The organism is Streptococcus infantis (assembly GCF_047464615.1).
GTDB classification, from domain to species: domain Bacteria; phylum Bacillota; class Bacilli; order Lactobacillales; family Streptococcaceae; genus Streptococcus; species Streptococcus infantis_Y.
In genome coordinates this window covers 60,732-74,947 of sequence record NZ_JASHBO010000012.1, presented here as the reverse complement: position 1 = coordinate 74,947, position 14,216 = coordinate 60,732, and the positions used below count along the sequence as shown (strand labels likewise).

Annotated in this window: 5 protein-coding genes; all 5 read right to left on the bottom strand. The window is 39.0% G+C overall.

From position 1 onward, the window contains the following. Positions 1-291: 291 nt before the first annotated feature. A protein-coding gene (locus QM450_RS08125) for an IS630 family transposase (RefSeq protein WP_414320236.1) occupies positions 292-1,139 on the bottom strand; the annotation gives its coding sequence in 2 pieces (ribosomal slippage) (positions 292-821 and positions 821-1,139; 849 coding nt in all). 229 nt (positions 1,140-1,368) lie between these two features. After that, entirely contained in the window at positions 1,369-7,440 is a 6,072-nt protein-coding gene (locus QM450_RS08120) for an SIALI-17 repeat-containing surface protein (RefSeq protein WP_414320235.1), read from the bottom strand. Positions 7,441-7,481: 41 nt separating this feature from the next. Further along, positions 7,482-13,250 (bottom strand): ZmpA/ZmpB/ZmpC family metallo-endopeptidase, encoded by a 5,769-nt coding sequence (locus QM450_RS08115; protein WP_414320234.1) that lies wholly within the window; start codon positions 13,248-13,250, stop codon positions 7,482-7,484. Between the two features lie 306 nt (positions 13,251-13,556). Next, complete coding sequence (gene rpmA / locus QM450_RS08110; RefSeq protein ID WP_075229047.1) at positions 13,557-13,850, bottom strand: 50S ribosomal protein L27; 294 nt, start codon at positions 13,848-13,850, stop codon at positions 13,557-13,559. A 16-nt stretch (positions 13,851-13,866) separates the two neighbouring features. Beyond that, positions 13,867-14,211, bottom strand: coding sequence for a ribosomal-processing cysteine protease Prp (locus QM450_RS08105; RefSeq protein ID WP_075229048.1), 345 nt, complete (start codon positions 14,209-14,211; stop codon positions 13,867-13,869). Between the last annotated feature and the right edge of the window lie 5 nt (positions 14,212-14,216).

Sequence of the window (14,216 nt, the reverse complement as noted above, 5' to 3'; positions counted from 1 at the left end):
TATCACAGCTATCACAGCTATCACAGCTATCACAGCTATCACAGCTATCACAGCTATCACAGCTATCACAGCTATCACAGCTATCACAGCTATCACAGCTATCACAGCTATCACAGCTATCACAGCTATCACAGCTGATTATATCATTTTCAATTTATTTAAGCAACCATAAAACCAGTCAAGCCCTCAAATAAAGCGCAAACATATGCGAATGTTTATAATACATTAATATAAAGTTTGTTTAAATAAAACAGAAAGATTCTCCTTTCTGATGACATTCTCTATATATAGTCAATTGAAACAAGAATAAGACAAAAGAGCCTCGAAAAAAGTATTGCAACTTGGCAATACCTTTTTGAGTTGCTTTTTGATATGAGCCCATGTTTTCTCAATAGGATTGTACTCAGGTGAGTAGGGAGGAAGAGGTAAAAGTTTATGCCCAAACTCTTCGCATAAAATCTCTAGCTTCCCCATTCTATGGAATCTTGCATTATCCATAATAATAACTGATGGTGTGGTTAATGTTGGTAACAGAAACTTCTGAAACCAAGCTTCAAAAAAGTCGCTCGTCATCGTCTCTTCGTAAGTCATTGGAGCGATTAACTCACCATTTGTTAACCCTGCAACCAAAGAAATCCTCTGATATCTTCTTCCAGATACTTTACCTCTTATTAACTGACCTTTTAATGAGCGACCATATTCTCGATAAAAATAAGTATCGAATCCTGTTTCATCAATATAAACAGGTGCTAGATGCTTTAAACTATTAAATTTTTTAAGAAATAAAGCTACTTTTTCTGGGTCTTGTTCATAGTAGGTGTGATTCTTTTTTTTCGAGTGTACCCCATAGCTTTGAGAGCATAGTGGATAGTAGTTGGATGACAGCCAAATTCAGAAGCTATTTCAGTCAAATAAGCGTCTGGATTGTCAGTAAGGTAGTTTTTAAGTCTATCTCTATCAACCTTTCTTGGTTTTGTTCCTTTTACTTGATGGTTTAGCTCTCCTGTTTTTTCTTTTAGCTTTAACCAGCAATAAATGGTATTACGTGAGATTTGGAAAATGTGTGATGCTTCTGTTATACTACCTGTTCTCTCACAATAAGCGAGAACTTTTTTACGAAAATCTAATGAATATGCCATAAGAAGATTATACCACATTGTGTACTGTTTTAGACTCAATTGACTATATTATAACACCTTGTTTCAAAAAATACCAGATGAGGTGTTTTTTAGCGTGCCCTTTTATGGATCAATAAGTGGTAAAAATAAGACAGTAACCTCAGAATAGCTACTGTCTTATCTCTTTTTTTACTTAAGGCCCTTGATATACTTGACAAATGGTACAAAAGAGCCAACAAACTTGTCCCTTTTATATTTTAAACAATGGATTTAAGAAACCGTCTGTGTTTTGCAACAACTTCTTGTAAACTTTCCACTTGAGACCTTCAGTATGCTTGAAACCACCTTCTTTCAAGTCTTTCTCAACAGCAGTGTTAAATAAGTCTTGAAGTTGAGCGTAAGTTGAAATCTTAGAACCGTCTACTTCAATCTCAACAAAGCCTTTCTGTGCTTTCGCATACACTTCATGATACCAATGTTTCTTCCACTCTTCGAGGTTTTGGAATTGATTATTAGAAACTTTCTTGATAATGAAATCATCACCTAAAAGCCCTTTATTTTCTCTGTTGGCATCACCTTTTAACTTGTTAGAAACATAAGGGATAAAGCCATTCTCATAACCATAGTAACCCCACATACGGAAAGTATTGTGTTTAAAGGAAATAGAACCTACGGTGCTTCGACTCGTATTCCCGCCAAAGATACCTGCCATCATATTGACCGTTTGATAAGCACTATCAAAACCTTCCGTACGGAAGCGACCGTTATTTGGCATACCATGAAGAGTTACAAAGTTATTATCTACCAACTTGTCAATGCTATCAATTGGTAATTTCTTCTCTTCTTCCGTCAAATCACGTAATTTGTCCCACTGGTGTGGTTCTCCAATTAAACGATTTCTATCCGCATTTGTACGCCACTCTTTATCCATCTTCTTGAACCACTTAGAGTTATCAGATAACTTCTGCTTAATAACGGCAGTAGCTTCTAAGTAATCTAACATCATCATAGACTCATTGTAGTTTTTCATATAACTATCAATCTTGTCTCGACTGTCTAACTTAGCTGGATCATAATTGTAGTACTGCTCACCATCATTTTTACGCTCATAAGCCATGTTGATACCCAGAGCTTTATACTCACTATTCGGAGTAGATTTATCAGGGGTTTGTAACATACCTTGAGCAAAGGCTTCTAAGTCAGTACCTTCACGATGCCAATCTCCACCATAGTAAGCCATACGGTCGTTTATGTGAGTTGTTTCATGTGTAAAGGCTGAAATACCAAACTGACTAATCATGTCAGTTACCATGAAGTAAACCTGATCATCTTTCCATGGACGTTCATAAATTTTTGCCATCGCTCCCATCGCTCCGTTAACTTGATGCCAACGATCAGTTGGGCCAAATAGCTCTCGAATAGGAGTTGCAACCTTGCCATCTGAACCATAACCACGGCGACTAGCATTCTTAATACCGCTATAATTTTGATTATCCCAAACAGGCGTTGGTACGGAGTTTTGACTCTTCAAGAGCTGATTACGAACTTTTGGTAAAGCTAAACGAGACCAAAAGTCTAAATATCTTTGTTGAGCTTTCGCTACTTTGTTTATCTCCTCTTTGAAAGCATTTCGTTCTTCTTCCGTATTCTTCCCATATTTTTCAAAAGAACTGAATGCCAACGTGTTGTAAGTAGAAATGACAAAAATATGTGCTTTCTTCAAGTTGAGTAACGGTAAAATCATGCGACTATGCACGTCATTGTTCAAACCGTCATAGATACGATGGCGCTTGTCTTTGAAATCCTCTGTAGTCGTCTCAGGCTCAGAAACATAAACGTTCTTTGCAGCATGAATAAACCAGTCATTTAAGTCGGTGTACTTAGTGAATAAACGCATGTTATAGCCTAACAAGCCATTTAATTCACCTTTTCCAATAGTACCACCAATAACTTCACGATAAGCTTCTAAACTTCTATCTCCTTTTAAATTCTTTTCTGCTGAACCTATACGAATCAAGAAATCTAAAATACTTGGTGTTTTACCATAAAAGTCTGGTTTAAACATCATCAAATGCTTAAAGTTCAAGCCATCATAGTCGATACCATAATAACGATTTAGATAAGTCAAGGCTAATATAATCTTAGCTTTATTATCTTCAACTTTCTTGAGAAGCGCCTTCTCAGCCACTTCATCACTGTTCAGTTGATGGTCTTCATTTTCTAACAAGGACTTCACTAACTTATCTAACGTCTCTCTAACCTCAGCGAAGCTTTCTTCTAGGTATAGAGATGAAGGGTTATTTGTAATAGCTTTAACCTCAGCAGAGTCTAAAGCAACAGAACTCAACTTCTCTTTAACTTTCGTAATCAAGGAATCTCTGTTCTTATCAACCATATTAGGAGTGTAAACTACACCTAAACCATCTACATTATATTCTTTGACTTGTTTTACCTTAGAGTCCGAAACCGCAGATACCCCAAATTCTTCTTTGGTTCCATCGGCATAGTGAATCATGATTTTATCCACACTTGATAAATCAGTGACAAATTGCCCTGCTTTCATACCTGTTACAGACAGAACAGTTTTCTTAACAAGATTGGAATCATCTGTTAACTTATTCCCTTGGTTTACAATCCACTCTTTGTTATAAAATGGTTGCAGTTTTTCCAAGTTTCGATAAGCTAGGTTTCTTGTTTCTTGGTAGTCCTGAATCGCTTTATATTCAGAATCTCTATCAACGATACGATTTAACTTGTTTACAACTGGATCTTGAATAGCGAAGGTATTCGCAGTAATCCCCATATTAGCGATTTTGGCGTCTGCTTCGGCTTGAGAGATACCAGTAATACGATTTGAATGCTTGTAGGAAGATAAACCACTTGCAACACCATTTACATAATTTACACGTTTGATATTATCTAATCCAAAATATTGGTCATTATCATTCAAGGCTGGTGAACCATAGACAATTTCACCATTATTTACTTTAAGCATTGTTACGACGTCTTCAATAACACCCCAGTTAAAGTTGTTATGAATTACACCTCCACTTTCGCCATGCTGAATCAAATTCATAGTACCTTTTATTACAGCATTTCGGAGAAATCCTTTTTTACCTACTGTCATCGAGTCAATACCATGATCTAGTTTACCAATTAAACCACCAGATTTAGATTTATTGGCACTAATCTTAGCATCAACGTAAGCTTTATCAACGTTACTTATCCAACTTTCGCTGACAAGTCCACCAGACCACCAGCCTTTATCTCCAAGACTGTTAATCTTGCCAATAAAAGCTACATTGCGCATATTAGCTTCGTCTAACTTATTAACAGCACCGGTTACATCGTTATTTCCTGTTACTGAACCTACTACTTTGATATTCTCAAGTGTAGACTTCTTAAACATATTACCAATAGGTGCAACTTTATCAGCCCAAGGCATGTTTATATTTACATTACCTAAGTTAAAGTTTTTGAGTGTAGCACCTTCAGCCTCATTAAACAAAGGTCTTTCTAAGTTATGAATCGTGTACTGATGATTCTCTACACTTGATAAAGTACCTCTAAACTTAGCCATAACATAAGCTTTACCTGCTGGCTTAACGTTAACTGCATTCAAATCTGCACCAAGTTTAAACTCACCGGTAGGATTTGCTTGCATGTCTTTTGCTAAATCATGGAAGTTGTAATAAACCTTATCCTCGGTAGCCCTCGGTTTTTCAAGATAATAAGTGTAAGTATCTCTTAACTTACCGTCTTTATCACGTTGAACTAAGTCAGGTGCTTTTGCCGTTATCTTGTAAAGCTGCTTACCTTCCTCAATGACCTCTTCAATCTTATCAATTGCTAAACGAGTCACTTTGTTTTCTCTGGAGGTTACTTTTAAGTAATAGTTGTTAACATTACTTGGAAGAGAGGTTAAATGATTACTATCGCTTTCGACACCGCTTTCGTTTACTTGTACGAGACTGGTATTTGCAATATCTTTCAACTCAACTTTCTTTAAATCTAAGCGTAAAGGTTTATCTTCCAAAGTCGATACTTCTGCACCCTTACCTACATCATAAGTCATAGTGGTTGAAATCGTATAATCTTTGTAATAGTCTAAGTTCTCTAATACTTGAGATAAGTTATCGGTTTTTAAATCAAGCGTTTTTACAATTTTTCCACCTTCTTTGATAGTCGCTACAATGCGTGTAATTGTAGCATTGTCTTGATTTTCTAGATTGTAGTTAATTGTAGCAGACTTAGCTAAAACATCCTTAGATACAGTGGTCAGAGTCAAAACAGGAGCCGTTTTTTCTTTGGGCTTTTCTTTGGTACCTTTTACAAGAATTTCAGGCTTCATTTCTTTCAAAATAGTTACTGTTTCAACTGGGTCACTGATTTTTTTGCCATGTAACTCTTCATAGCTAGTAACAATTTGACGTTCTCCATCCTCACCAACTTGTTTAATAGAATCATCACCTATAAATTTGCTAGAATCAGATTCTTCTGTGATAGTTTTAGGAATAGTCTCTGTACGAATATCAGTATGTAAAGCAGGAAGCTCTTCTCTCTCTGGAGCAACGTCAGGAACTGTAGCTAGTGGATCGGTATACTCTGAGATTTCAATAACCGGCGGATCAATTACGTTTCCTGTTTCATCTACTCCTGTTGTACCTACAGATTCCGTGTATTCTGACTTCTCGGACTTGGGTGCTTCTTCTGGAACTGTGCCTACCGGTTCAGTGTATGCTGGTTTTTCATGAACTTCCGGCTCGCCTTTGTCAGTCACAATAGCTTCCGGCAACGCTGGTTGAACTTCCGGCTCACCTTTGTCAGTCACAACAGCTTCGGGTAACGCTGGTTGAACTTCCGGTTCACCTTTATCAGTTACAACAGCTTCGGGTAAGGCTGGTTGAACTTCCGGCTCGCCTTTGTCAGTCACAATAGCTTCCGGCAACGCTGGTTGAACTTCCGGTTCACCTTTATCAGTTACAACAGCTTCGGGTAACGCTGGTTGAACTTCCGGTTCGCCTTTGTCACTCACAACAGCTTCGGGTAAGGTTGGTTGAACTTCTGGTTCACCTTTATCAGTTACAACAGCTTCGGGTAAGGCTGGTTGAACTTCCGGTTCGCCTTTGTCATTCACAACAGCTTTGGGTAAGGTTGGTTGAACTTCTGGTTCACCTTTATCAGTTACAACAGCTTCGGGTAAGGCTGGTTGAACTTCCGGTTCGCCTTTGTCAGTCACAACAGCTTCGGGTAAGGCTGGTTGAACTTCCGGTTCGCCTTTGTCAGTCACAACAGCTTCGGGTAAGGCTGGTTGAACTTCCGGTTCACCTTTATCAGTTACAACAGCTTCGGGTAAGGCTGGTTGAACCTCAGGTTCTACCAGATTACCACCAACTGGTGCTGTATATTCTAGCTTCTCTGCCTTAGGAGCCTCATCTGGGACTGTGCCTACGGGTTCAGTGTATTCTGGCTTGTCTGCTTTAGGTGCTTCGTCAGGCACTGTACCCACAGGTTGAGTGTACTCTGGTTTCTCAGCCTTAGGCGCTTCGTCTGGAACTGTACCCACTGGTTTAGTGTACTCTGGTTTCTCTGATTTAGGTGCTTCGTCTGGAGCCATACCTACAGGCTCAGTGTATGCTCGCTTCTCAGCTTTAGGAGCCATATCAGGAACTGTTCCTACCGGTGCAGTATATTCTGGTTTTTCATGAACTTCGGGCTCAACCAGATTACCACCAACTGGTGCTGTATGTTCTGGTTTTTCTGCTTTAGGCGCTTCATTAGGAATACTTTGAATTTCAGATACTGGAACATTTTTTGTCCCCTCATTCTTATGTTGAATTTCTGAAATTGCATCATCATCAAGCGGTAAGTATCCAATATAACGATATCCAGCAATTTGAACTATTCCTTCATTACTTGGAGCTTTCAAAGGATTGCTTATATCGAGAGCTTGCATACTAGAAAGACTAATCATTCCGATAGTAGTAACTAAGAACAAACTACTAACTTTTTTCTTTTTATGAACCAAAAGGACTAAACTACCAACAGCTAATAGTCCTAAAGCTGTAAGCACAGAAGTAGATGAACCTGTTGCAGGAAGAGCTTCCTGCTGATAAATAAGAGCATAAATTACCTCATTATCAGTAGGAATTCCTGCTTGAATCTTTCTTTGTTCTTCCTTTGTAAGAGCGCTTTTTTCAATGTAATGATAGGTAGAAGCATGAATGACTGACGGTGCAACCAAGATACTTCCGAGTAAAAATGAACCAACAATCCCACAGATTTTTCGGATTGAAAACCGTTCTTTTTTAAATAATGACAAGCGTAATCACCTTCTTTAATTTTATTTCCTAATAGTAAACACTATTTTTTATTTTCGAAAATTGAACTTCTAAAATCATCAGTTTGATTTAGATAGGCCTTAAACACTGCTCTCTTTAACTTATGAACTGCACTATCATATTCTGGATTATAGTTGTCCCAAGAATAACGATTCTCATCTGCATCCTTACGGACAGCTTCGTCCATTAATCGCTGCAGTTCTTCTACACTATGAATCGTCTTTCTTGCAAAACTTGCCCAAGATTTGGTTGGATCGTTGAAGGTCACCTTTTTCAAGTTTACAAACTGACCCACCCGTTCTTGGTACATAGCTGTCTTAAATTCTGCCCAAGTTTTATACTTACCTTCAAATACCTTTTCCAAAACAAGATCATCTGTCACCAATCCTCGTTCTTTACCATAAAGATTGATAGTTTTCCCTTGTTGTTTAGCAACTTCCTCGTATTGGTTTGAGATATAAGGTACCATTCCATCCTTAAAACCTTTGGCAGCCAGAAGTTCATAAGCAATCCTACGTCCCATCAAATCACCCGGAGTTCCCTTACTGCTCAGAGCCGAATAGATTGGGGCGAAGAGTTTAATCGTATAGTAACCGTTTCTTTCATATTCCCCAGACTTATATTCACGAGCTGACAAGATATTATTTTTAATTAAACTATCAAAGGTAGTCAATTTTTTGGCATCTTCTTCTGTCAGATTTTGTACAACGTTAGTAGCGTAAACCTCATTTCCATCTGCAGGATCTTTCACGTATTTATTCTCGATTTTTCTCAGGGCCGTCATTTTCTGATAAGCATCTAACTGTTTCACGATAGATTGCCCTTCGAGATATTCCAACATGTAAACGACATCAAACATATTGTGGACGTAGTTCTGAAGATCTGCTGCGTCATTAAATCTTGTAGTTGGATCAAGTACTTGCAATCGCTGGCCTTCTGTACTATCTGATGTTTTATGTTTCAAGATAGAGTTGATGGTAATGGTTGCATCACTTGGTTGGTCAGGAGCTTGCAATAAGCCTTTTGCGAAGAACTCCGGTCCTAAGCCGCTTCTTCGACCATAGCCACCAAGGTAAATATCCTGATCTGAATCATGGGTCATCTCATGGGTATAAGTAATGGCTCCATCCTTGTCTAACATACGATAGGACATATAGTAAACGCCATCTCCAGTTGCATAAGCACCATGATGATTGTGAACTACTTTATTCCCCACTGGACCAAAGAAATTCTTCATCGCCGGATTGGTACTATCAAACTTAGCCTCAACTGTAGCTTTTCCAGATGTTGTATCATCTCCAAACTTATAGGCATCATAAAGTAAAATTGTACGATAGAGCTTTTCACGTCCTTCTTTATCTAAAATACGATACCAATAATCATAGTGATCTCGCTGACGTTTGGCTGTTTCACGCGCATTATCTTCAACAAACTTATTGAGTTCATCTCCAGCCTTATAATCGCTGTTGCGGTAGCGATCGTAAGCGCCAAATCCTAGACTAGACAAGGTTGAGATGACAAATACAGATCTTTCTGGCAAGGTAAGGAGAGGCAAGACCATATTGCGGTATTTCCAAGTACTACTAGTAATTCTGTCATAAACACCGATAGAATACTTAGTCCCTGCTTGCTCTTGCTTGGCTTTGACCTCTGCAATAGTGGATTTTTCTTCGACAATGTAAGCCTTAGTCTGTGACTTAAACCAGTCATTATTGCTAGTGTTTGGTAAAAAGACTTTTCGGTAATTTTCCAACGTGCTAAACAAATCTGTCGTTCCATGATGGCTGGCAAGACTGATAGCATAAGTATCGACATTGTTTTTAGCAAGCAGATTATTAAATCCTGATTTCCCTAACTCAATCAGAGTATCTAGTGGTGAAGTATTTCCTTTACCAAAGAAGTCTGGACGATACATCACCAGGTCTTTGACATTCACTTGACCGTAGCTAAAGTTATACCAACGTTCTAAATAAGTTAAACCGAGTAGCAAAGCTTCCTTATTGTTCTTGATTTTATCTACAAGATAGCCTCTGGTAACTGGGTTGTCACCAGCAAGTCCAGCATCTGCTGACAAGAGTTTTTTCAAACTGTTTGCCAAATTTTGTTTTGTTTTGACGAACTGGTCTTCCAGATAGAGCTCAGTTTGCTTGACATCTGGAGAAATTCCGAGTATCTTTCTGATGGCATCCGACTTATAGTCAACCTTTTGTAAGTCAGGTAAGACTTGCTTAATGATAGAGTCTTGGTCATACAAGAATTGATTTGGAGTGTAGAGGAGTCCTGTATCCCCTAAACTATATTCTGCTAGCTTGGCAAAATCAGTCTGGTACTTGAGATCGAGCTTCTCAGATGAATGGTCCTGATAGTGAAGCAAGAGTTTATTTGCAGTCTGTTTGTTAGAAACAATATCTGTGATTACTTGGTCATCCTTCATCATAACTGCGGACAAGAGTTCTTTTTGATATAAGAGACTGTTCTCCTTAACCAGGTTTCCGTATTTCACGATGGTCGCCTTGTTATAGAAAGGTAACAATTTTTCAATGTTCTTATAAACCAAAGCACGGTTAGCTTGATAATGCTTCACCTCAGAAAAATCACTTTCTTTACTACCACTTGTTGAAAGGGGCTCCACTGTTGGAGGAGTGAGAGGATTGATTTCTGCTTTTTTATTAGTCACTTCAGAAGCATCTAGCATTGTTCCTCTTTCTTCAAAGGATTCTTTGCTGATGACTTCATCCCTAACCAAGGTGACATTGTATACTCTGTTCGCTTTGCTGCTGAATGTGTCCTTCACCTTCATTCCATTGTAGTGGTAACCGGTAATGGCATTCCCGTTGGTTACATTGACATCACTTAGTACATTGGTCAATCTTCCTGCATGCTGTTCCTCATTTGTTTTTCGATCCCACAAATATCCTGCTACACCCGCGACTCTACCAAAGTGCTTGACATTATTGATATCACCTTCAGCATAGCTATCCTGTATATGCGCATCTTGATCTACTAGACCTGCTAGCCCACCAACAGTCTGATCTGAACTATTGGTGTTGGATGAAATGGCTACTGTCGCTTTTGATTTAGTCAGTGAAGCTTTGTTTCCTGTCAAATGACCGACCAGACCACCAATATTATAGGCAGCGGTTGTTTCATAGGTATTGACAATTCTTCCCTTGAAACTACTTTCTGTAATGCTTGATTGGTCTGCCTTAGCCAACAAACCACCGATACCACGTTCTCCAGCCAGAACACCATCGACATGAACTTGTTTGATCTTTGTGCCATTTGTAGCTTCATTTGCCAGTGAAGCAATATCATTTTTACCTGAAATAGCAACATTTTTTAGACTCAGTTTTTCTACTGTAGCACCACTCAAGTTTTCAAACAGAGGTTTTTTCAAGTTATAAATAGCATACTTCTTACCATCTTTTTCTCCAATCAACTGACCAGTAAAGGTTCCCTTGATATAGGATCTTTCATCAGGACCAAGCTCCACTTCGTTAGCATTCAGGCTAGCTGCTAAATGATAGGTTCCAGAGAGATTTTGGTTTATAGCTTTGACCAGATTACTAAAGGAAGTAAAGTTTGTCTTTTCCTCTGTAGCCTTCTTATCGAGGTAGAAGGTGAAATTGTCGACATATTTATTGTTCTGCTCTTGCTGGAGTTTCTCAGCCTTAGCTGTAATTTTATAAACTGGCTGACCATTTCTTTCCTCTTCAGTTATTGAAGCTACTGGTAGATAGACATCTTTAAATGCTGAAGATTTCACCTTGACAAAGTAATTATCCGTATTCTTTGGAATTCCATCCAATGAAATATGTTGTCTATAAGTCCCATTCGTCTGGCTGTACAACTCAATATCCGAAACATTTCTTAATTCGAGTGTTTTTTCTGGATCCTGCTCTTTCGTTTTTTCAGTCGGAATATCTGGCTTTACTTGATCAATATCACCAGTGTATTCTGGAAGTGGGGCTACCTGTTCAGGCTCACCTTTGTCAGTTACAACCGCTTCTGGTAACGCTGGGTGAATCTCTGGTTCGCCTTTGTCGGTTACTACAGCCTCTGGTAACTCTGCTTGGACTGCAGGTTCACCTTTTTCAGTTACTACAGCTTCTGGTAACTCTGGCTGAATTGCAGGTTCCCCTTTTTCAGTTACTACAGCTTCTGGTAAGGCAGGTTGGGTTGCAGGTTCGCCTTTGTCACTTACTACAGCTTCGGGAAACTCTGGTTGGACTGCAGGCTCGCCTTTGTCACTTACAACAGCTTCCGGCAATTCAGGTTGGACTGCAGGTTCCCCTTTTTCAGTTACTACAGCTTCTGGTAACTCTGGCTGAATTGCAGGTTCCCCTTTTTCAGTTACTACAGCTTCCGGTAAAGCGGGTTGGACAGTTGGCTCACCTTTGTCACTCACAACAGCTTCTGGTAATTCAGGCTGAACTGCAGGTTCCCCTTTATCGGTTACAACAGCTTCTGGCAACTCTGGTTGAACTGCAGGCTCCCCTTTGTCGGTTACAACAGCTTCTGGTAACGCTGGCTGAATTGCAGGTTCCCCTTTTTCAGTTACTACAGCTTCCGGTAAAGCGGGTTGGACAGTTGGCTCACCTTTGTCACTCACAACAGCTTCTGGTAATTCAGGCTGAACTGCAGGTTCACCTTTATCGGTTACAACAGCTTCTGGCAACTCTGGTTGAACTGCAGGCTCCCCTTTGTCGGTTACAACAGCTTCTGGTAACGCTGGTTGGACTGCTGGCTCGCCTTTGTCACTTACCACAGCTTCTGGTAAAGCGGGTTGGGTTGCAGGTTCGCCTTTGTCAGTTACAACTGCTTCGGGAAGCTCTGGTTGAACTGCAGGCTCGCCTTTGTCACTTACCACAGCTTCTGGTAAAGCGGGTTGGGTTGCAGGTTCGCCTTTGTCAGTTACAACTGCTTCTGGTAAGGCAGATTGGGTTGCAGGTTCGCCTTTTGCGCTTACAACGGCAGAATTTGAAGATTGTTTCTCTTCTTTTCTTGGATTGGTTAATTCTGCAGAGAGAGTTTTTTCAACTACTTGAACTTCTGTCGGCTTAGTTGAAGAAACAGATGTTTGTTCCTGCATAGTTTGTACTGTTGATGGATGTTCTACAAAATTTGGTGTAACACTATAATCCACCTTTTGTTGTTTTGTAGGAGTGGCTACTGATTTTTCTTGATTATTTACTTTAGACTCAGAAGTCGTTTTCCCCTCTTTGATATATCCAATATATGTGTAACCTGAAATGGCTTTAGGAAGAGGTAATTTTTCTCCAGAGGTCAATTCATAGTCAGTATTGTAATTTAGCAAAAGATTATTTTCTAAAGCATGAGCGGATACAAGAACACCATTTCCTATTCCTGCAACCAATACTAAATGTAATACCGTTTTATTCTTAACTTTTTTCTTAGAAACGGCAAAAATTAAAATTCCCAGAGCAGCTAAGCTAGCACCAGTAACTAGGGCTTGCATATCATTCTTGCTTCCAGTATTTGGCAATTCTCCCAGTTGATTTTGGGAATTTAACTTATAAACAAGATAATAAGTCTCATCATCATTCTCCATGTATGTCGGAATATCATAGACAAGCTGCTTCTTTTCTTCTGATGATAACTCTGACTCTGTCACATATTTATAGTGAACACCTTTAGTCTCTTGAGCCTCTACAGATGAACTAGCTAATACAGACATAAAAAATAAACTTGAAATCGTCGCAGATACAAGTCCTACTGATAATTTTCTAAATGAAAAACGCTGCTGTTTTTCACCAAAGTACTTTTCCATTATTCCTCCTTGAAATAAAATTTATATTTATCTTACGAAGGCCTTCAATATATTAGTGTATTATCTATAAAAAAGGCATTACACTTTGATTATACTCTTAATTTACCAAAAAGTCTTAAAATTGCGTTACGTTTTCATACTTTGTTTTATATATAAAATACGAATGAACAGGGTTTTAATTTCTTATATTCTTTTGGAATAAAAAAATAGGCTCTCCGAAAACTCGGAAAGCCTTATTTAATGCTACTTCTAGCTTCCTCGCCTTTTCATTTCAAGGCTCGGGATAAAAAGGTTCACTGGACCTTTTTATTTTGCGATTGGGTAAACAGAAACTTGTTTTTTATCGCGACCTTTACGTTCAAAGCGTACTACGCCTTCAACTTTAGCGAACAAAGTATCGTCTCCACCACGTCCAACGTTTACACCTGGATAGATGTGTGTACCACGTTGACGGTAAAGGATTGATCCACCTGTTACAGTTTGTCCGTCAGCTGCTTTAGCTCCAAGACGTTTTGCTTGTGAATCGCGTCCGTTTGATGTAGAACCTCCACCTTTTTTGTGGGCGAAAAGTTGCATGTTAGTAAGAGTCATTTTTAACATAATGTTTTCCTCCGTGTTAGTTTTCTGTGATAACTCTGGTTTGGACGAACTCAGAAGAGTCCTCCGATAAGTTTGCCATTCCTAAGAAAAATGATTCAAAGAATAACTGAGTCATTTCTCTCTGATGTGAAGGGATATCTTTAGGAATTTCCACCATTAGATAACCATCTTCATCTTCGTTTAATTGTAAGATTGGTTCATAGCCTGCAAATTTCTCAATAGAATTGACAAAGTTAGTGGCAAGCGTAGAAACCGATGCACACACGACGTCAAAGCCGTTTTCGCCAATTTTGGCGTGTCCAGTAATCTCCGCACTCCTCAGCTCGCCATCTTCGGCTCTCTCAAAGACTGCTTGTATCATGTGTT